Below are 21,655 nucleotides of genomic sequence, written 5' to 3' on the forward strand. Positions count from 1 at the left end.
ATCTATATAGAAATTTTAACGAATGCTTTAGTACAACAATCATTTCAAAAATATGTAAACTACGCTTTGGTAAGTATATTGTTTAACTTGTGTTCAACAATCGGGAAGCGCAACCTTTTATTGTAAAATAAGTCAGATTAAATAAAGAAGTATTATAAAAGGGAGTGTTCATTATTGGCATTTCATTAATAATTTTAATGATTGTTGGCATTATTGCATTTTTAATGTTTATCATTCCTGCATTTATAGCTGTTAGAAAAGACAATAAAGGAAACCCACCTCGAAAAATCTCTTATGTAATAGTAGGACTGTTGGTTTTGCACTGGGTATTTTACTTAGTTAGTGGTTATGCCCTGTTACCAATAAATATTGCGGATGCTGTGTTTATACCTATATGGTTAGCGTTATGCGTCGCAGGTGCAATCACAGCAGTCTATGAATTTAAAAACAATAAAGTTTTTGCTATTCCAGTTGCTGGCTTAACCATTATCAGTTTATTACTTTGTATTTTTAGCTATGGAATATCAAAGATGTAAATGGGATCCCGTCAGGTTTATGCGGACTTACAACGATAAGTAAAGAAATACCTCCTAACTAGGCTTTTGGAACTTATTAAAATCATCTAGAGATTATGCCATCTTTTAGAATTCCTAATTACTTGTATTCGTACAGATTTAACATTTACAGATATAGTACTGACGATTCCAAAAATCATTAGTCATTATTTTAAGGGATAAATAGAAATCTATAAAGTATACAAAACAAACCTAAATAACGTTCTCAAATGAAAGTTAGGAAACCAACCACGCTTTTGAAAGCTTTCTTCTTCAACAAACGAAGCAGTTTAGTCGATCTTGAAAATAGAGTATAATACAGAACCTTTATTATTAAATTTAAGTGAGGTGGAAACCATGAAAACTAAAACTTTACTGATTGTAATAATCCTTATTGGCTTAGTCATTGGTGCTCTAGGCTATTTCCTATTTATGAAAGTATTTATTCCAAATATGATGTAATGATTATCCTAAGATGTACTCTGTATTTTTTTTGTCCGTAGTAGATACTTACTGCGGAATATTACGTATTAAAGTAACGAGGTGCTTTAGTACAACAATGATTTATAAGGCATACAAAAATGAACCTAATAAACATTCCCAAATCAAAGTTTGGAACTACATGAAAAAGCCACAAATGCTTGAACTGCATCCCAATTATTAGACACGAATCTAGCATTTGGTGGTGCTTTTTTTTATGCCAAGGGTTACTCTTGGTTTGATGACATTTTTCGTTATGAACATGGTAGAAAAATCCTGAATCCCAGAGATGATATTGAACTAGAAATTCTTCCCGATAGCATATGTAACCGCTTGTTATTTTTAAGAAATTTCGGAATATAATGTAACAATCTTTAATGTTTAAATTCATCAATAATTCAAAGAGGTGTTTTTATGGTCATAACACCAGATATTCCTACGCTTAAATATACTATCAAAAATGGTATTAAATATTTCGAATTAGTGGCCGAACCTGTAAATCAAGAAATACTTCCAGGTGTTTTTATTAAAGGCTGGGGATACAATGGGAGTATACCAGGACCTACTATTCAAGTTTATCCAGGGGACTATATTAGCATAAGAGTAATTAATCATCTCCCCGAAGCTACAAGTATTCATTGGCATGGTCTTAATGTCCCTAACGTCATGGATGGTGTCCCAGATGTGGAACCTTCCCCCAGAATTGAACCAGGGCATTATTTTGATTATCATTTTAGAATAACGAATCCACCAGGAACCCATATGTATCATTCTCACGTTAATGTAGCTAAGCAAGATATGCTAGGGTTACTAGGGGGCTTTGTCATTCTAGAACCTTATGAAAAAAATATTAATAAGGATTATCTATTGCTAATGCAGGAATGGAGTCTCAAAGGTTTAAAAAAAGGAGAAAAAGTAAAACCTGGTCATTATCATCTAGACCCTTTTACGATGGAATTTAATATGTTCACTATAAATGGTAAGAGCTTTCCATCTACCACACCTATGCCTGTTGAATATGATGATATTGTACGTTTAAGATTAGGAGCCATTCAAATTAATCATCATCCGATGCATATTCACGGACATCAATTTTTAGTTGAAAAAGCTGATGGTAACCCGATTGCGGACCAAAATCGAATTTTTAAAAATACCATCCTAGTTGCTACTGGTGAAACTTGGGATGTCATATTTACAGCAAATAATCCAGGTATATGGCCTTTTCATTGCCACATTTCACATCATATTTCTAATAACTTTACTGATGGAACTGGTGGTATGTTCACTACCTTAGTTTACAAATTGTAAAGAACTGAAATAGTATAAACTGAACTCAAAATACATCGGCAGTAACCCTCTATTTGAAAAAACAAGAATAACAGAACGCCCATCTCTAACTTCTTTTAAAAAGGAGATTTAATACTATTTGGAAGCGGTATACGGGGCAATTAGTACGTAGGATTACGGATACAAGATGTACGTTTTAGAGACCATTATATCAGGTGTATTGATTATACAAATAATGGTATATTATAGGCGTGCTTTTTAGTGAAATGATTAATAAAAAGGCGCTTGCTCGTTGATTGGAGCGGAGGCGACTCGACTCCTGCAGGAACAGCACGAGCTGAAAATCCATTTATTTCGGCATGAGCCGAAATAAATTAGTTGAAGCCGTGCCTGCGGAAAACGAGTCAGCCGTAGCAGAAATCAACGTATTCCAATGTTCTCTTTAGCAATAAGAGGTAAATCAACACGCGTGCTATTATATTAAAGTAATCCGTAAAGGAGATAGATAGTGTTATGTTAACAGAGAATGCTTTAGCGTATGTATGAGCGTATTTAGAGATACGTTCAGAACAATGTAAGCCCGCAACCAAATAACGCATATAAAAAGCCTGGCACCTCCCTCTATAATTGATATGCTCCTTCGTTAGGTAGACGGATTAAAAAATAAAAACCTGTTTATCTAATGGGGAGCATATCATACCGACAAGGTTCCCTTATTTTTATAATTCGAGCTTACAAAAAAACTCCCATATTCTCAATTTCTTCAGAAAATTTTACTTTATTCAATTGCTGATAATTCGCTCTCTGTTACCCATTTATGATTTGTTATTTGCTCACCTGTTATAGAAGTAAAATCCACCATATAAACGGTCGTTTCTTCTGCTGAATCAATCGTGGCAGTTGCCCCGTGCATTCCTTCCATATGATCTGCATTCATCTTTACCTCTGTTCCTGGTTCTAAAGGAGCCTCGGCTACACCCTCTAATTCTTCGTGAATAACCCACTTATGATTTGTAATTGGGGCTCCGCCCATCGTTGGTGTATAAGAGACGGTATATACCGTCGTATTATAGGCACCTACAATTGTTGCTTCAGCCCCCTTCATACCTCCCATATGGTCTGATTGGATTATTCCTTTACTTCCAACAAGGAATGTCGGATTCTCAGCTGCTTTTAATCCATCTGGAACTTCACCTGAACTAGAATGATTCATGCTAGAATGGTCCATTTCATTCATGGCTTCATGATTTTCTATTTCTTCTATGCTATCCATGTTATGATCTGTCATTGCACTTCTCTCTTCTTGAGTCATTTCATTCGGCAACGTTTCTTCCGTATTTTCTGCACATGCAGCAAGTGTTAATGCTGCAGATAACAGCACCATACTCATTATTTTTTTAGCTACCATTCTAATCCTCCTAATAAGCTCATTTCGATTAACTGTCACCCATTATAAACTTTGAATATGCAAAAATTATGCAGATAAGTTTTTTATATCCCCCAATAGATCATGGCATCCAAAACACCCATGATAATCAGAATAACTCCTGCCAACCTTTGAATCGCCCCCCCTACTTTCACACTTTTTTTCATAATGAACCCTTTTACATCAAAGAACCAAATTAATGCTAATATGATGATAAGGGGAACAGATGTTGCAACACCAAAGATTACTGGTAGTACCAGTCCATAAGAAGTGGCTAGAACTATAGGCATTAACCAAACAAAGAAGAGAACAAACATCGTTGGACAGAAAGCAATGGCGAAGCTCGATCCAAGTAAAAAGGATCCTAACTTTCCTCCTTTTAAGCGCATAGGAAGATACATCGTTAAACGGTTTAGAAACTTTAATTTTACAATGCCAAAAAGCACAAGTCCTGTAATGATTAATAATGGACCAATGATTTTACGAAATATCGGAAAGTATTCGTTTATCTGTGTTTCAAATGGTTGTCCAAAAATCCACCCTAACAATCCTATTGAAGTATAAACAACAACTTTCCCCATAATAAAGGCAAGTATTTCTCCCCAATTGTTTTTCATTTGAATAGTACGATTACCATATAAAGTGATGGCACTAATATTTCCAGTTATTTGGCATGGGGCAACTGCACCAATTAACCCTAAAAGGAGTGCAACAATCATAGGAGAGTGTGCATATGAATTTAAAAATATAGAAATTGGTCCTGTTATTGTTTGGCTAATCTCAGACAATACACTATACATGTATGAAACACCTGCATTTTCTTATTAAATTAACTGCATCGTTGTAATACAAGTGCCGTCATTTTCGAATGTAGAAAACTCAGACTTAACCATTTTCCCCTCATGTTCAATTTTTATTTGGTATGTTTGATTACGTGGTAGCCACAAGTCGATAAATCCGTTTGCTTGTGTTTGTAATATTTCATCCACTATTACGTTCCCTTCTGTATCTTCAATATATACGTTGACTTGTTCATTCCCCAATTCACCTTGACAGCCTGTTAAGCTGTGATTTTCACAAGGATGTGTTTCATTTATGTAAGGGGCAATGGAAACAAAAAACTCGTCTTCTGGTAGTTCATAAATTGTCTCGGTTCCATCTTTGTCACTCACAAGTAATTCCTGAGATGTGATAGAAGCAGATTTGGCTTCGGTATTACGTACACTGTAATTGTGAACCATCTCTTTAATATCCTCTGTTTCAATTTTTACAGAAATATTTTCTTCATTTGTACTTTCCCCATTACAAGCCACTAATATCATTGCAGCAAATAAAGTTACAATAAGCTTTTTCATTTGTGTTCACCTCAAATTTTATAAAAAAAATTTAACTCCATTTATAACCGATTCCCCAAACCGTTATTAGAAATTCCTCTGTTGGAAATCCTGCTTTTTTAAGTTTCTCTCTCAAATTCCGAATATGAGAATCCACAGTTCTGTTATCCGTCTCTGTCTCATACTCCCAGGCAATCTGTAGTAATTCCTCGCGCGTATACGTTTTAGTAGGTCTAGAAATTAATGCTTTCATAATATAAAATTCCTTCAATGTAAGTTGAACCGTTCTTTCCAAATACTTCAAAGAATACATTTCCGTGTCTAAAATATAATCATTGTAGGCTATGGAGGTCTGATCCGTTTCATCAGAAGTACGTCGTAATAATGCATTTACTCTTGCGACCAATTCTCTTTCATCAAATGGTTTTGTAATATAATCATCTGCTCCTGTATTCAAACCTTTAACTAAATCTATTTTATTGGTTCTTGCAGTAAGCATAATAATAGGCACATTCGAAAATTTCCGAATGGATTTACATACGTCCCATCCGTCTATTTCAGGCATCATAACATCTAATAAAACAAGGTGTACTTTTTCTTTTTTTAGTATTTCGATTGCATGTTTAGCGCTCGTTTCCTTAATACACGTATATCCTTGAGGAATTAGAAATAATTCAACTAAATCCAACATCCTTTGTTCATCATCAACTAAAAGAATTGTTTGCATCATCAAACCTCCGACTATAATGTTATTGTAAATATGCTCCCTTCTCCTACTTTACTTTTAACATTAATGGTACCATCATGAGCCTCCACTAATTCTTTCACAACAGCAAGTCCAATTCCCGAACCACCATATATACGTGATCTTGATTTTTCCACGCGGTATAGTTTTTCAAAAATAAACTCCAGTTCATCTGATGGAATCCCAATTCCTGTATCCGTTACAGAAATAATCGTTTCTCTTTCTTTATTATAGGCTTCTATAGTAACCTCCGAATTTTCATCTGAATACTTCAAAGCATTGTCCAATAGATTTAGCATAATTTGTTCCAATCGTATAGGATCAGCGTATATTTGGAAGTCTTTTTCACAAACAAGGTTTAACTTCATTTTTTTTGTTTCATATGAAGGTGCAACAAGTTTATAAATATTTTCGAAAAATGGACGAGCCCAAAAGTATTGTTTAGATATCGTAAATGAAGTTTCATCAATCCTCGCTAAATCCAATAAATTTTTCACTAAGTTCTTCATTCGCTCTGACTCTTCACCAATGATTTCAAGATAGTGATTTCGTTCTCCCTCACTTAACTCTTTTCTCATAGCTACTTTCGAATACCCAATTAAATAGGTTAATGGTGTACTTAATTCATGTGCAATGGATGCAAGAAATTCATTGCGCTCACTTTTGAAATGTTGTAAATCATTAGCTAACTTCTGAATGGAACTTGATAATTCACCAATTTCATCTTTCCCCAATCTAGGTAAGCTAACATTAAAATCACCTTTACTTAATTTCTCAGTAGCCTCTTTCATACGTATTAATGGTCTTGTCAAAACTTTAGATAGTATTGCGTATACAACAAATAGCACAATAAAAATGGTCACTCCTGAGATAACAAAATGCAGATTCATACTATTAACCATTTGATTCATAGAGTTTGTACTTTGAAACATGAGGACATAGCCAGATTGCTTTTCACTCACTTTATAAGGGTGCGCGCTCACAATATAAGGAGATCTTCTCCAATCTGAAACTATAACTTCATCTTTTTTATTATGAAGGTCGTTGATTAAAAGATTGTACTCTTCTAGCAACATGTAAGATTGATCAGAACTATTAATGATGTCACCTGTACTATTTGTAATCGCCACTTCTCTATTTTCATTCTTTTCCATCAAGATGATATGTTTTATTGTCATGTCTGTAAAATTTTCAACAAGCACATCACGATGATTTGCGCCATTTGCTAGTAATAATGAAAATTCTTCCTCAACTCTTGTATTAATCATATTTTGATGAAGGTAATACATAAGAAATAGCTCTAATATTAGGACAACAATAAAAAAGTATGTTGCTAATTTTGTAGAGATTTTGTTCAACTAAAAATTCGCCCCTCTCATAAAAAAGTATAAACAATAAATATGAAAAAATTATGCAGATAATTAAATTACCTTTTATTTATTTCGCTTCATAATTAAAGTCTTATTAGTTTGTTCATATAAAAGATGTTATTTAAAGCTTAAAAACCTTAGAATTAAGCTAAATTCTAAGGTTTTGTCGCCCATTGCATACGAAAAGCAATATTTCAAAACTTCACAGAAAACGAAGGCCATATAATTAACCCCTTTTAACCTCACAAACGATAACGCACTTAGATTGAAAGCAAAATCTCAATTTTCCCTGTCTATTTTCTTGACATAGTATCAGGTCATGTTAGTTTGTAATAAAATTCAAGTAAAAAATTTTATCCACTCCTTATTTAACACCAAATGCAAAACCTCCATTTTGTAAAAGATTGATCAAAATGGAGGTTTTCATTTTAGTTCAGCATGAGACTTTTATAAAAAAGGTTCATCATTTTCTAAAGTGTTGCTCTACAATCGGGTCCGTTTATTGAGGATCGCATTCGCTTAACAACATTCATTTTTATTTCACAATGAATGCATCATCCATTCATGACATTGCTCTTTATCTCTATGTCATTCAGCCGATAGCTAGTTGAATTATTTTATTGGTAAGTTCACTATCGGATTCAGTTAGGGGGAACAACTCATCAAAGTGATTACACTCCGGTTGAATCCAATACTCACCCGGAAGCCCCGCTGATTTCCATGCAGCGTAGAAGTCATCCGACTGGCGCAGGAACTCGGAAGTTTGCTTACCACCTCTTGTTACTAGTAGCGGTGGAGCAAATTTGGGTAAATTAAGAATCGGGCTATTGCGCAAAATTTGATCCCCAGTCAGCTGCAGGTAAGGCTGCACAAATGTGTATGGTAACGGCTGAAGGTCAAATAGTCCACTAATCGCACATCCACCACGTATGATATCGGGTGGTAATCCATAATCATTTTCCCAATCCGTTGCGAGCACCATTGCGACTCCGTGGGCACCTGCAGAGTGACCTGTGACAACTAATCGTTTGGGGTCTGCTCCCAAATCTGCAGCATGATTGTACGCCCAAGTAATCGCTGCACGATGCTGGCGAACAATCTCATCGATTGTAACAGCAGGGCATAAAGCGTATGTAGAAATTATAACTGTAGCGCCTTGAGCCACAAGTCCTCGCGCCACGAAACTAAATTCTTTGCTTGTAAGCGTTCGCCAATAACCTCCGTGAAGAAACACTACGACAGGTCCTCCTGGCTCACCGTGAAAAACATCTAGTCTTTCAGCTATTGTAGGGCCATATGGAATGTCTAACGTGCAGTCCAGTTCTTCCCGAGCCTTAACACTCTCGCTTGCAAACCATTTTCCTATGGAGTTGAAATCAGATACACTTGCATCGATGTCATACTCTTGATTCAGCTCCTCTATTGAATTGAATACTCTACCTCCTGGTGTTTGATAAAAAGAACGCGTGTTAATTCCCGTATAAATACTCTCTTTGTTTAAGCTCAAAGTTTATCATTCCCCTTTCAAATGAAGAAATCTCGTGAAGCTTTACTGTAGCCGTTATTTTTAACCCCCTCCTAAATCATGAATGGGGTTATGCTTGTTATAATTTTCGGAATTAAATCACTTTATTCCCTTATTAAACAAGAATAGCTGTAGTATCGCACCACAAATATGTAATTCTTTTTCATTACTCATTTATAATAACACAGCCAATACTTTAGCACTCTATACCACTAAGTTACGATTTTACAAATGCAAAAGAGCTGCCTTTGTTCGGCAGCTCTTCATGATCACACTGTAATTTCCTTCTTTTTATATAGACTTAAACGTTTTTCCGTAACATGGAACAGCACTTCGAGTAGTATACAAATTATCCAATAAACAACCGCTGCTACTAAGTACATTTCTAAGAAATTATAGCCTTGGTTCGCTAGCATTTTTGAAATAGCTAAAATTTCTACTACTTTTACTGCGAAGGCTAATGATGTTGATTTGATGAGGTTAATAAAAATATTCCCCATATTCGGTAACGCCATGATAATCATTTGCGGGAAAATTACGCGACGCAAGCCTTGCCATGTTGTCATACCGACACTGTGGCAAGCTTCCATTTGCCCCCCTGGAATCGAATTGATTGAGGCACGGAAAATTTCCGTCGTGTATGCTGCTGCATTCAGCGAATACACGACAAATGCATAAAATAGCGGTGAGACACTATGTGCATCCCAGCCAAGTGCCCATGACTCATTTAACCAATCGACTACGACCGGTACGCCATAAAAAAAGACATACAATTGCACTAGTAATGGCGTGCCTCGGATAAATGAGACGAAGACTGCTACTACTTCATGTAAAACACGCACTTTATATATACGAGCTAACGCCATCGCAAGCCCAAGAGCTGAGCCGATTAAAATCGCAACGACGGCAATCAGTAATGTAATCGGAACCCCTTTTAACACCTCGGGGACATGTTCAAGCGCAAATTGCCAATTAAAAACGGTCAATTTTATTCCCCCCTATGATTTTGCCACATTCACACGACCCTTTTTATATCGTGTTTCTAAACGATGAATTGTCACTTCAATTAACGCACAAACGGTCCAATAAATAATCGAAATGATGACATACACTTTAAACATCCCTAGGCCGTAGCTGTTGCCAATAATGATACGTGCCTGCCCCATAATGTCGAGTACCCCGATTGTAAAGGCGATTGTCGTATCCTTTAACAGTTCAATCGTCGTATTGCCTAAGTTCGGCAACGCTAACACAAATGCTTGTGGTAAAATAATGCGACGTAACGCCTGCGTATATGTCATGCCAACGCTATAGCATGCCTCTAACTGATCAGGTCCAACGGCCATATAGGCAGAGCGAATCACCTCTGATAAATAAGCCGAAATATGTATGCTAAATGTAGCAATCGCAAAAACAAGTGGTGTTAAATCATTAATATAAATCCCCACTGCCGCCAATAACTGCGGGACACCAAAATAAACTAAAAATAATTGGACAAGTAGCGGTGTACATCTAGAGAAAGAGATAAATACCGTCAATAATTGACACAAAACCGGGATTTGCTTAATCCGAATAATGGCAATGATTACTCCCAGAAAAAGCCCTAAAAACAACGATAGAATCAGCATAAATAGAGTTAAAGGAAGGCGAGCGATGAGCTGCGTAAATAACGCTCCCCATTCTGTTAAAGATGCATCCATTTGAAGCTCCTTTCTTATAAAAATAGAGAGCAGCACATGCTCTCTATTTTGGATTAAAAGTTATATTGTTCTTTGTTGATGTATTCAACATCTTGGAAGAAGTCCACATCAAACCATTTTTGCGCAAGCTCTGAAAGTGTACCGTCTTCTCTTAACTCATTTGTTGCTTCATTGATCGCTTGTTGAATGTCTGTATTATCTTTATTGTAAACAATATATACAGGCTCTTTTGATACAACGCCGCCTACCTTAATGTCTAAATTCATTTCTTCTTGAATCGCATTAAACGTGGATACATTTAAAAAGACAGCATCATATCTACCTTCTGCTAAACCTTTTAAGTTGTCGGCATTCGATGGATGTTCAATCGTATCGATTTCGACCGCTTTATCTGGATTTTTCTCATTATAATTGTTGAGAATGGTACGTAATCCACCACTTGGTGCCATTGGTGCTAGCTTTTTGCCTTGTAAATCTTCAAATGATTGAATATCTGTTGTATCCTCATGGACGATTAATGCCGTCATAGAATAACCATACTCCAGATCTCCATATAAAAATTTCTCTTCACGCTCTGGGTTTTTGAAAAACCAGTTAATCGCAAAATCTGATTTTTTTGTACTAACCCCAATTAAGTTACTTTCTTCTGCACCGAACTGATATTCAAATGTATATGTACCATCTAATTTTTCCTCGACTGCATTTAAATAATCAATATCATACCCCACTGGTTTATTATCGCTATCTGTATATAAAAATGGTGGGTTTACTTCATCACTTAATGCCACTTTGATGACTTTTGCACCTGAGCTATTTGCTGTTGATACCTCTTCGTCTGAGCTACATCCTACTAACATAGCCGCTGCGATAGATAAACTTGCCACGAACGTACCGAATTTTTTTAATTTCATTGATTTTCTCTCCCCTTTAAATAACATATTCTGGCTCTTTGCTTAATCGGCGTAAAAACTGTTTTGTACGGTCCTTTTGAGGATTTAAAATCACCTCTTCTGGCGTACCTTCTTCAATAATGTGTCCGCCGTCCATAAAGACAACATGGTTAGACACTTCGCGCGCAAAATCGATTTCATGTGTCACAACAATCATCGTAATGCCTTCTTTTGCAATGTCTTTCATTAGATTTAATACTTCTCCAACCATTTCAGGATCTAACGATGACGTTGGCTCATCAAATAGGATCACATCTGGATTTAACGCAAGTGCTCTTGCTATACCGATTCGTTGCTGTTGACCACCTGATAAGCTCGATGGATACGCGTCTCGTTTGTGCAATAGCCCAATTTTGTCTAATAAGCGTTCTGCAATACTAATCGCTTCTGACTTGGAACGTTTTTGCGCCACAATTAAGCCTTCTACAATATTTTCAATAGCCGTTTTATTTTGAAATAAATTGTAATTTTGAAACACCATCGCTGTATGCTGGCGGAGTTTTAAAATATCTTTTTTGGCTGGCTTTTTTACATTGATTTTCAGCGCATCGCCAATTTCGATTATTCCTTCATCTGGTTTTTCCAAATAATTAATACAACGTAAAAATGTTGTTTTACCTGAACCTGAAGGACCAAGTATCGTTAATACTTCTCCTTTCTTTACTTGGAGGTCAATGCCTTTTAACACTTGGTGATTTTTGAAACTCTTTTTAATACCTGCGAGCTTAATCAAATTGCTCCCCCCTTCAATCGAAAATATTGATATTTCAGAAATATAAAATTAATCTAACACAACAATTCCTACTTGTAAAGTAGGTTTTTATACATTTACCCCCTAGATTTTTCTGAAGATTATTTGTATTATGAACTATAATGATTTATTTTCCTATAAATTAACTAAGGATTAAGAGGTGGAAGAATGGATAACTTACATGTCTTCATTAAAAATGAAGCACAGCAAGCGGTATTAACGCATTTACATGCGCTCAGTGAGACAATTACAACATTAGGGGAACAGGCAGATCGTGAAAATGGCTTTCCATATGACACGTTTGAAAAGTTATTAGATATTGGCTACAACAAACTCACACTCCCAAAACAATATGGTGGTGACGGCTTTGGCATTTACGACATGATTTTGTTCCAAGAAACATTAGCCAAATATGATGGACCTACTGCATTAGCGATTGGTTGGCAATTAGGCGTTGTCGGTGAAGTATACGCTAAAAAAATGTGGTCACCCGCACACTTAGCTCAATTTGCTGAAGCCATTGTACACGAACGTGCCGTAACGAACCGCATTGTGAGTGAAGTCATTACTGGTAGTCCAACACGCGGTGGCCGTCCAGGTACAAATGCAACGCTCATCAATGGGAACTGGCACATTACAGGTCGTAAAACATTCACTACGATGTCTTATGCTTTAACACACTTTTTAACTTCCGCTTGGATCGAAGAAAAACAAGCAATCGGCTTCTTTTTAATTCCAAAAGATGTGGAAGGGCTGACGATTGAAGAAACATGGGATATGGTGGCGATGCGTGGGACAGCGAGCCATGATTTAATTTTAAAGGATGCCATTGTACCAGAAGATGCCTTAGTCGAAGTCAATGATGGACCAAGAAGCACTAACATCAACGGCTGGGCATTGCATATTCCTGCTGTCTATTTAGGTATCGCGCAAGCTGCACGTGATTACGCCGTGCAATTTGCTAGCACATATAAGCCAAACAGCTTAAATACGGTAATTGGCGAACTACCGCATATTCAAGATAAATTAGGACAAATCGAATTAAAATTAAAGGCAGCGCGTTACTTTATTTATAGTGTCGCAGAAAAGTTTGAGGACCCTAAAACGCATGCATCGATTTCAGTAGAGCTTGGTGCCGCAAAACATATCGTGACCAATAGTGCGATTGAAATTGTAGATTTAGCGATGCGCATTGTCGGGGCGAAAAGCTTACAATCCAATAACCCGCTCAACCGTTATTACCGTGATGTACGCGCTGGTCTACATAACCCACCAATGGATGATATGACGATTACAAAACTCGCACAAGCAGCACTTGCTGAAGCAAAAACAGAGGAGGCATAACCAATGACAATTCAACTAAAAAATAATCAATTAAAACTCGGGCGTGATGATGCCCCAATTAAAGTAGAAGTATTTTCAAATTTATCGTGCCCAGGAAGTAAAATCTTTTATGATATGACAAAAGACATTTTACCAGCACATATCGAGTCTGGTAAAATCCAATACATTTTAAAGCTATATGATAAGCCACGTGAAGAGTTACTAAACGGTTTCTTAGTTCATCTCTGCTTACAATACGATAACCCAACACGTACATTCGAAATCATCGATGATCTATTTGCTACACAAGATGAGTGGATTCATTACAATAGTGCTGAACTTAAACAACTGCTTGTCACAAAATACGGCTTACACGAGGAAGAAATTGAAGCAAACACAGAACGCAGCTTACAAGTCACATTAGAAGCTATCGAGCGTGATGTGAAGCTCGTGCCAACATTATTCATTAACGGCGAAAAACATTCATTTAAAGAGCGCCGTGTGTACTCAGAATATCCAGATTACATCGCTGCTGCCCTTGAAAAACTAAATGCTTAACTTCTAGCACTCGGACAATCAAACGAAACAAGTGTCGCTACACTACACAAAACGCTGATTTCCACTGCAGGCAAGACTTCAATCCAATTTTTCCGGACCGAGCGTCGGAAAAATTGGACCTTTAACTCATGCTAGTCTTTCGTATACGCCCTCATCAACACATCTGTTAGGTTAATTAATATTTTTCCCCATCATTACCATGCTGTTATAAGACTGAAACCCTCTTTTATGATAATAACCTTCTGTTCTATCTTCTCGTGAGGTAAATAATATAATTTCTCTAATTCCCCTTCTTATCAATCGGCTTTCAAATTCATGAAGTATTTTAGTCCCTAATCCTTTATGTTGCAGATCATTTTTTACGCAAAACTCTATAATATGAAACAGTTTGCCGTTATAATATTGTTCTTCATTACCCATAATCATTCCACATAAAGTTTCTTCTTCATAGGCTTTAAGTCCATAAAACTCTTGACCATTAATCATTTGCGATAACCTCTTTGACGCTGTGTCCATAGACCACTCATCGTTCCAAGGTGGTGCGTTAAATGTTTCTACATATAGCTTAGCGAGTTCATTTACATCCGATATATTTATGACTTCAAATCTCATAACAGTTCCCCCAATTATCGATAATTTACATAAAAAATCTATTACTTCTCGTGAAATGAAGTTTTGAAGAAGGGAAAATCGTGTTATTTTTAGCCACGAGAATATGTTCGTGCCATCGGTGGAGCATAGTTTGTAATATATTGTTCCATTTCAGTAAAAGAGTTCGTAAACAAGATTGCTTTTTTATCTGCTTCAGTTAAAAAACCATTCGTTACCATATCCTCATAAAAATCTTTCAACTTATCATAGTAGCCGTCTACATTGAATAAAATGCACGGGTTTTGGTGTTGTCCAATTCTTGCCCATGAAATGACCTCAGAGATTTCTTCTAAAGTTCCAGGCCCCCCAGGTAATGCAATATAGCAGTTTCCTAATTCAACCATCCTATTTTTACGTTCGGACATGGAATGCACAACTTCTAAACGAGTTAAATTTGGATGACTGCGCTCTCTGTCAGCTAAAAATGTTGGAATAATACCAATGACTTGACCGTTATGCAATAAAACTTCATCTGCTATGACACCCATTAGACCGGCTTTGCCTCCGCCATATACTAAAGTATGACCATTTTCGGCAATCCATTTACCAAGTGATTTTGCTGCTTCTACATATACTTCTTTATTCCCTAAACTGGCCCCACAGTAAACTGAAATATTCAAATTTTTCTCCCCCTTTATACTATAATTATAGAAGCATGGAGAGTGATTTTCATTGAATATTTTTGAATATCAAAAACGGATAACAAAATTTTACAAAGAATGAGGTTGGGAAGTTTCCAAAGCGATTCGAAAGATTGAAATTGGTCGTGACCGTCCAGATGAGGTAACTCTATCAAAAGAAATTCAAATTGAGAATTTAAAAGGAGAACTAGGTAATGTTCTTGATAATTTATTTATTTTAGCTGAAATTATGTCAAGCCATAAAGATAAACGCACAAAACGGTACCAGCAAAGATACATAGTAATTAACTCTTACAGTTGTTGTCAGGTTTGAAGAGAGAGGAACTGAAACTACACTTTATTACCGAGTAGGAACAATAGCGCATTCATGCCCGGTTTAGCTCCAAACAATCAAAAAGTACCAAGTCTAAAATAAATAGACTTCGTACTTATATTTCTTACTTATAATACGCCTCATCGTAACTTTTGGATGTCCGGCTTTTACAATGGCCAAAATTAAAGGTTATTTGCAACTCAAAGTGTAGAACAAACCTATAAGTCAGGACTTCTACAATATGTTATGTTTAATTTTTCTTTGTAGATCTCTTTAATTGCTCCTCCATCTGGGCGATAGATTGTCTACGATGGGAATTTTTTTTCTCTATATTTTCTAGTTCTTCAGGAGTCGCAAATTCCATACTAATTTCAGCTTCTTTAATATTTTCTTTCGTATTTTCAATCATTTTCCCTAGGCTTAGCGCATTCTCGGACTTTTTATTAAATACTTCATGTCTATCATTTTCCATCACTATTCCTCCTAATTCGTTATTAAATTGCTTCATTAGTTTGTATTCCTTTGTTTTATTTATACAGAAAACAAGGAATTCCAATGAAAGGAATATGTATTCAATTAATTATTTATCACTCAAATCAATCAAGCTTAAACGACCACCTTCTAAAGCACACTGAATTTTGACTAAACTCATTCTTCAATATTAAAAATGTCATTTTTGGTGTAGTGCTCGATACACCTGGCTCCATGGATACTAAGCTCCTCGCAAAGGCACTTGGTACGATCACAAGCTACAGTATTGCACGTGATGTTGAAACTGTACGCGTCATTTTCTGTGATGCTACGGCCTATGATGCTGGCTATATGCGAGCAGAAGATATTGCTGGCTCCGTTAAAATTAAAGGGCGCGGCGGTACGATATTACAGCCAGCTATAAATCTACTACAAAAAACGGATGACTTCCCTAAAAACAGTCCAATTTTAATCATCACAGATGGCTTTACTGACCGCTTACAAATCGCCCATCCACATTCCTTTGTTCTACCAAAAGGAAACCGTTTGCCGTTTATTGCAAAAGGTAAAGTGTTTTATATTGATTGATTCCCCTTTTTTCTAAGAAAATGAGGTTCATTCCTACAAAAAAGTATCTATATGGTTCACTGTTTAAACTCAATAATAGCCCAGAATATTTTATCCTCTTAAAGTTGCAATGATTCTACTCGGTTTTAATATCAAATCAAAGGCCTCTTCAATATTCTTACATACAATATCAGCTTTCATTAAAGACTTTGCTGAACATCCTTCTTCCCCGATTACTATAATCGATATGCTGCAAACTTCAAACATTTGTCCATCATTAAACCCATTTCCAATGCATATGCAATGTTCTGCCCCCAGTTTCCCTACAATTTCTCGTTTATTTTCTGCAGCATTTGAGTTATCAAATATTTGTATTTCAATCGGCATATTAGCACATTGATTTCTTGCAGTACCATGAGTATCAGCAGTGACTAAATGTACCTTTATTCCTTTTTTATGAATAGCCTCTATTTTCTCTTTTACGGAAGGGATAACCTTACCATCACAAGCTATAGTTCCATTGTAGTCTAATAAAAGATTTTTAATTTTTATGATTCCTCTTCCTGGTATATTAATTTCCACTTTAAACAGCTCCTTTATAGGCTTTTCTTCGGTGTGTATTTGTTATTTTTTAACTAGTATAGTTCTAAATCTTCCATGTAAAGTTATGTACCTAACCTATTTATGATACAGTTTGCCGATCAATACAAATGAAAGGCATTTGAAACGAAGGAATTTCAAATGCCTTTGGTTGTTTTATGATTGAATTTTTTAGGAGAAAACTGCACTTACTTATGATACAGTTCACCGTATTGTAACTAAATGAGGTTTTAACATACTTATTTTTCAATACCTACTTGCAACATCCTCTTACCAACATCTACTCAGCTTTATTTCATAGACCTTGTGGGAATTTACGAGCCAGTTGATTTGCGATAAAGTAGACTATGTGCTGCCTATAAGTAATCACTCATAGGACCCATAATACTTATACTACATCTAAAGCTATTTCCATCATCTTTGTAAATGAAGTTTGTCTCTCCTCTTGTGTTGTTTGTTCATGTGTAATCATATGGTCACTCACTGTTAAAATGGTTAATGCTTTCGCTCCAGCACTAGCAGCGTTTAAATATAAGCTTGTCGTTTCCATTTCTTCCGCTAATATTCCCATCTTAGCCCACTTTTCTGTTGCCGTTTCATCCGCATTATAGAAAACATCACTAGAAAGTACATTCCCTACATGCACCTTATAATTCTTTTCATCAGAGATTTTCTTAGCTTTCTCTAATAATTCATAAGATGCTGTAATTGGAAATTGACCTGGAAGATTGAATTGATGTGCATAATTTGAATTTGTTGCTGCTCCCATCGCAAGAATAATATCGTATAACTTAATATCACGTTGCATCGCCCCACATGAACCGATACGAATTAAATTTTTAACGCCAAAAACATTAATTAGTTCCCATGAATATATCGCCATGCTTGGTGACCCCATACCCGTCCCCATAACAGAAACTTTCTTGCCTTTATATTCGCCTGTGTACCCGAGCATGCCTCGAACTTCATTAAAAAGAACAGGTTTTTCTAAAAAGTTTTCAGCTATAAACTTTGCGCGAAGTGGATCTCCTGGCAAAAGTATCGTTTCCGCTATTTCTGCTCCATTTGGCTTTATATGTGGTGTTTCTTTTAATTCATTGTTTTTCATTTCATTCTCTCCTTAATATCTTTATGTTATTGTTAAGCTATAGCTTTGTAATCCATTTTTCACCATTATAAAGAAGCTTATCTTTAAATTGATGGACTACTGCTTTATTATAAACAAAAAATATTAAGCATAAACTATTCAAAATTTATGGGCTCCGTGCTCTAATTCACAATTACTCAAAAGTTCTTGTGAACAATTACTACCTAAAAGCACGTATTACACTAAACCTGATAGCGGATTTTATCTTTCCATTTATTTACCTGAAAATGTGTCAGCAAAAAAGCTTGCTCTTTTATTATCCGAAAAACGCGTTTTAATCGCTGATGCAGATAAAATGTTCTTACCTGAATATAAGAAAGACAATGTTATTCGTTTATGTATTTCTCAAGTACATGACCGTCAAATAAAATGTGGAATAGAACAAATAGCCGAAACCATTGCCTTATTAGAAAATAGAAAGAACTATTATTTTCATACCCCTGGCATTTAGTACAATTTTAAAACCGCACCAATCCAGCAATTATATGGTATCTTATCCCTGTGTTTGTCCCTTATGTTGGATTTGGATTGGTTACTACCGCCAAACCATTATAAAGGATTTTTTTATGGTGAAATATAATTACAGAAAATTCAGACTTCAAATGAAACCTAAGCTATTTTAATGCGACGCTAGTGTCTTGATATAAATGAACAATAGATAACATTAATTCTTGGGGATGTTTATAAAAGGCTATACAAAAATGCCCCCAATTAGATAAGATGAATTTTTTTATTTCATCTGTCTACCTAATTGGGAGCATATCAATAATAGCTGTTTGTTTTTCTTAATACGTATTATTAAAACAATAATTACTTTTTAAACAGTTATTTATAGTAGAATTAATAATAACGTTATTGTAAGAAATGGAGTGAATAAAGTTGGGAAGGGAAGAAAAGAAAAGACAAACTAAATTAGCTATAACAAACGCTGCTTTCAAATTATTTTCGGAAAACGGATATGAGTCGACAAAGGTTGAAGATATTGTGAAATTAGCTGGAGTTTCTAAGGGTACTTTTTTTAATTATTTTCCGACAAAAGAGGCAGTCATAGAGGATTTCGAAAGAATTTCAATCTATTCAGAAGCTGAAAAATTAATGAATATCACAAGTCCAGTAGTACCTAAACTACTCTCTTCGTTAATTAATATCGTACATAATTTAAACTATACAAGGTCATTAAGAAGAGCCACTTTAATGGCAACTCTCTCAAGTGCTAATAATTTAAATAATCACATAGATAATATGAATAATCTTCGTGCTTTATTGATTCCAATCTTTAAGCATGGACAAGAAACGGGGGAATTTACACAAAAATTATCCCCTGAAACACTGGCAGACTTAACTATTCAAATGTTTATTGGTGTATTAACCCACTGGTGTCTTGGTGGAGGCGAAGATGATCTTATTACACAACTTATGATTAGTTTTGATGTTTTCTTTAAAGGAATATCTTCATAAAGATCCTGTTGATTTCCAAAGTAATCCTGCGAGAATAGCCTGGGTTATAAAAACTCGCAGGAATGTTGTCAAAGAGAGAATATGAGACAAGCAGAGAACTAATATATACTCTTCTTATTAAATTTATCGACTAAACTTTGAGAACGTCTATGATTTGTACCAGAGAATAGTAGACTAATAACCGGTAATTTTCGAATAATAAAATATGATATTAAATGGCTAAAGACAATCCCCAATAGCAATGCTAATACGAATTTTATATAGCCTGAAACAGGTACACTAATTAAAATATATTGAATTCCAATTAAAACTGGAATATGAATAATATAAACACAAAAGGAATTTTTAGCTAGCGTCTCAATCCATTTTGATTTTCTATTTAATTTACGTTGAAATAATTCAATTAAACCAATTGAAAGTCCTGTACATAAAAAGGTCTCATAGATTGCATAAATAAGTGAACTACTATCCCATCCACCCCTTGAATGTGGTACAAACCCAATGACATTTAAAGCAATTAATAAAACCCCTATAGATAACCATAAATTACCAACACCTTTAGGGATATGATAAATCCAGTTACTATTAGCAGCTGTTATTCCCAAAACTACAAATGCTAAATATTGAGGAAAGTGTGCATACTCCATTTGGATAAAACCTAGTACACCAATCCATTCATCAATCGAATAACTTGTTCGAACTAAAAAAGTGATTAACGATACAATAATAACAAATATAAAAATATGTTTATGTGTTGGGGCAATTGAAATTTTTGGTAAATTAATATTTTTAAAAAGATTCATTAATAATAGATATATTAGTGAATAAATAAGAAGATGTTCAATAAACCAAAGATGGCCAAAATTTAGGTCTGGCCAAGACGGTCCTGCCCAATTTAATGGTTTTTCACCAAATCCTAGATAAATATTTTTATAGTATTCATATAACGATAGGTTAGGGTAACCACGAAATTCATTATAATAAAAGTACATTATTAAAGGAATTATTACTATAAATCCAAACAATAAAGGTATACCAATTCTCTTCAACCGATCTTTCAAAAAACCTATATTCCCTTTGTGTTTATACGCAAGAGGAATAAAATAAGCAGAAAGAAAAAAATAAAGACTCATATTAAAGGCAGAGTTTATTCCAAAAAAAACGCCCAAGTCCGAATCGACACCCAAATCTCGTACATACCAAAAACCATTTGCCCCGCCATAAGGTTGACCTGCATGGTGGACGATTACAGTGCAAGAAAGAAACACTTTTAAAAAATCCATAAAATGAATACGTGTATTAGACAACTTACATTTCCCCTTTTTTTGGAAATAACTACTAAACTATTTATAATACTTTTTAGACTCATGGTCAATATTTATATTATTATTTTATTAATTAAATTTTAGAATATTTATTTTATAATCATCATTTATGACTACGGGTCAATTTATATATGGTTAATTACGTGGAGTTTCACTTTAATATAAAATGTTTAGTGCAAAATAAAAAAGGAGTAGAATGTAACTGGAAATTCTAGCAGTTATGGGCCCTTTAAAACGTACAAAAATATCATTGTCCGTACCCTTCAAATCTACTAACCTTCTAATTGGCAAAAAAGTCGATTAGGAGGAATGGAAAGGATGCTTACAATGATACAAGTTCATCATATCAAATTTTTGTATGAGGAGAAGAGTTATTCCTTACGAAAAATAGCAAATGAAACGGGACATGATTTTAAAACCGTATAAAAATACGTGGAGCAATAGGATTTTAATCTGAAACTAGAGAAGCGTAAAACCGT

The 21,655-nt window shown here is 35.2% G+C and carries 22 protein-coding genes; 6 read left to right on the top strand and 16 right to left on the bottom strand.

Going from position 1 to position 21,655, the window contains the following annotated elements:
- Positions 1–164: 164 nt before the first annotated feature.
- Entirely contained in the window at positions 165–536 is a 372-nt protein-coding gene (locus AAGS61_RS15070) for a hypothetical protein (RefSeq protein ID WP_391373620.1), read from the top strand.
- 912 nt (positions 537–1,448) lie between these two features.
- Complete coding sequence (locus AAGS61_RS15075) at positions 1,449–2,342, top strand: multicopper oxidase family protein (RefSeq protein ID WP_391373622.1); 894 nt, start codon at positions 1,449–1,451, stop codon at positions 2,340–2,342.
- Positions 2,343–3,099: 757 nt separating this feature from the next.
- Here AAGS61_RS15075 and AAGS61_RS15080 read toward each other — a convergent pair.
- From AAGS61_RS15080 to AAGS61_RS15125, 10 genes are all read right to left on the bottom strand, one after another.
- Entirely contained in the window at positions 3,100–3,729 is a 630-nt protein-coding gene (locus AAGS61_RS15080; RefSeq protein WP_391373625.1) for a YdhK family protein, read from the bottom strand.
- 83 nt (positions 3,730–3,812) lie between these two features.
- Complete coding sequence (locus tag AAGS61_RS15085) at positions 3,813–4,547, bottom strand: sulfite exporter TauE/SafE family protein (protein ID WP_391373627.1); 735 nt, start codon at positions 4,545–4,547, stop codon at positions 3,813–3,815.
- Positions 4,548–4,571: 24 nt separating this feature from the next.
- The gene (locus AAGS61_RS15090; RefSeq protein WP_391373629.1) at positions 4,572–5,102 is read right to left on the bottom strand and encodes a CueP family metal-binding protein; all 531 of its coding nucleotides are present in this window, start codon (positions 5,100–5,102) and stop codon (positions 4,572–4,574) included.
- A 31-nt stretch (positions 5,103–5,133) separates the two neighbouring features.
- A complete protein-coding gene (locus tag AAGS61_RS15095; RefSeq protein WP_391373632.1) occupies positions 5,134–5,808 on the bottom strand; it encodes a response regulator transcription factor in 675 nt (224 codons plus the stop codon).
- Between the two features lie 14 nt (positions 5,809–5,822).
- Positions 5,823–7,184, bottom strand: a complete 1,362-nt coding sequence (locus AAGS61_RS15100) for a sensor histidine kinase (protein ID WP_391373635.1) — start codon at positions 7,182–7,184, stop codon at positions 5,823–5,825.
- 604 nt (positions 7,185–7,788) lie between these two features.
- A complete protein-coding gene (locus AAGS61_RS15105; protein WP_391373908.1) occupies positions 7,789–8,430 on the bottom strand; it encodes an alpha/beta hydrolase in 642 nt (213 codons plus the stop codon).
- 560 nt (positions 8,431–8,990) lie between these two features.
- Positions 8,991–9,707 carry an amino acid ABC transporter permease gene (locus AAGS61_RS15110; protein ID WP_391373637.1) on the bottom strand — a complete coding sequence of 239 codons (717 nt, stop codon included), beginning with the start codon at positions 9,705–9,707 and terminating at the stop codon, positions 8,991–8,993.
- Between the two features lie 12 nt (positions 9,708–9,719).
- Positions 9,720–10,421 carry an amino acid ABC transporter permease gene (locus tag AAGS61_RS15115; protein WP_391373640.1) on the bottom strand — a complete coding sequence of 234 codons (702 nt, stop codon included), beginning with the start codon at positions 10,419–10,421 and terminating at the stop codon, positions 9,720–9,722.
- 53 nt (positions 10,422–10,474) lie between these two features.
- Entirely contained in the window at positions 10,475–11,332 is an 858-nt protein-coding gene (locus AAGS61_RS15120) for a transporter substrate-binding domain-containing protein (protein WP_391373644.1), read from the bottom strand.
- Between the two features lie 16 nt (positions 11,333–11,348).
- Positions 11,349–12,104 carry an amino acid ABC transporter ATP-binding protein gene (locus AAGS61_RS15125; RefSeq protein WP_391373647.1) on the bottom strand — a complete coding sequence of 252 codons (756 nt, stop codon included), beginning with the start codon at positions 12,102–12,104 and terminating at the stop codon, positions 11,349–11,351.
- 186 nt (positions 12,105–12,290) lie between these two features.
- Here AAGS61_RS15125 and AAGS61_RS15130 point away from each other — a divergent pair, with 186 nt between their 5' ends.
- The gene (locus tag AAGS61_RS15130) at positions 12,291–13,466 is read left to right on the top strand and encodes an acyl-CoA dehydrogenase family protein (RefSeq protein ID WP_391373650.1); all 1,176 of its coding nucleotides are present in this window, start codon (positions 12,291–12,293) and stop codon (positions 13,464–13,466) included.
- 3 nt (positions 13,467–13,469) lie between these two features.
- Complete coding sequence (locus AAGS61_RS15135) at positions 13,470–14,003, top strand: thioredoxin domain-containing protein (protein ID WP_391373653.1); 534 nt, start codon at positions 13,470–13,472, stop codon at positions 14,001–14,003.
- 171 nt (positions 14,004–14,174) lie between these two features.
- Here AAGS61_RS15135 and AAGS61_RS15140 read toward each other — a convergent pair whose 3' ends face one another.
- The 3 genes from AAGS61_RS15140 to AAGS61_RS15150 all read right to left on the bottom strand — a co-directional run bounded on the left by AAGS61_RS15140 (position 14,175) and on the right by AAGS61_RS15150 (position 16,080).
- A complete protein-coding gene (locus AAGS61_RS15140) occupies positions 14,175–14,615 on the bottom strand; it encodes a GNAT family N-acetyltransferase (RefSeq protein ID WP_391373655.1) in 441 nt (146 codons plus the stop codon).
- Between the two features lie 89 nt (positions 14,616–14,704).
- Positions 14,705–15,274 (bottom strand): TIGR00730 family Rossman fold protein, encoded by a 570-nt coding sequence (locus AAGS61_RS15145; protein WP_391373657.1) that lies wholly within the window; start codon positions 15,272–15,274, stop codon positions 14,705–14,707.
- 584 nt (positions 15,275–15,858) lie between these two features.
- Positions 15,859–16,080, bottom strand: a complete 222-nt coding sequence (locus AAGS61_RS15150) for a spore protein Tlp (protein ID WP_391373660.1) — start codon at positions 16,078–16,080, stop codon at positions 15,859–15,861.
- Positions 16,081–16,292: 212 nt separating this feature from the next.
- Here AAGS61_RS15150 and AAGS61_RS15155 point away from each other — a divergent pair, with 212 nt between their 5' ends.
- The gene (locus tag AAGS61_RS15155) at positions 16,293–16,667 is read left to right on the top strand and encodes a VWA-like domain-containing protein (protein ID WP_391373663.1); all 375 of its coding nucleotides are present in this window, start codon (positions 16,293–16,295) and stop codon (positions 16,665–16,667) included.
- Between the two features lie 90 nt (positions 16,668–16,757).
- On the opposite strand, the gene AAGS61_RS15160 is transcribed toward AAGS61_RS15155, so the two are convergent.
- Together AAGS61_RS15160 and deoD are read right to left on the bottom strand one after the other, a co-directional pair.
- Positions 16,758–17,228, bottom strand: a complete 471-nt coding sequence (locus AAGS61_RS15160) for an HAD family hydrolase (protein ID WP_391373665.1) — start codon at positions 17,226–17,228, stop codon at positions 16,758–16,760.
- 406 nt (positions 17,229–17,634) lie between these two features.
- Positions 17,635–18,354, bottom strand: a complete 720-nt coding sequence (gene deoD, locus AAGS61_RS15165) for a purine-nucleoside phosphorylase (RefSeq protein ID WP_391373668.1) — start codon at positions 18,352–18,354, stop codon at positions 17,635–17,637.
- A gap of 918 nt (positions 18,355–19,272) precedes the next feature.
- Here deoD and AAGS61_RS15170 point away from each other — a divergent pair.
- Positions 19,273–19,851 (top strand): TetR/AcrR family transcriptional regulator, encoded by a 579-nt coding sequence (locus AAGS61_RS15170; RefSeq protein WP_391373671.1) that lies wholly within the window; start codon positions 19,273–19,275, stop codon positions 19,849–19,851.
- 98 nt (positions 19,852–19,949) lie between these two features.
- On the opposite strand, the gene AAGS61_RS15175 is transcribed toward AAGS61_RS15170, so the two are convergent.
- On the bottom strand, positions 19,950–21,158 hold the full coding sequence (locus AAGS61_RS15175; protein ID WP_391373673.1) for an acyltransferase family protein: 1,209 nt from the start codon (positions 21,156–21,158) through the stop codon (positions 19,950–19,952).
- Between the last annotated feature and the right edge of the window lie 497 nt (positions 21,159–21,655).

This window comes from Lysinibacillus sp. KU-BSD001 (assembly GCF_042920265.1).
GTDB lineage: Bacteria > Bacillota > Bacilli > Bacillales_A > Planococcaceae > Lysinibacillus_B.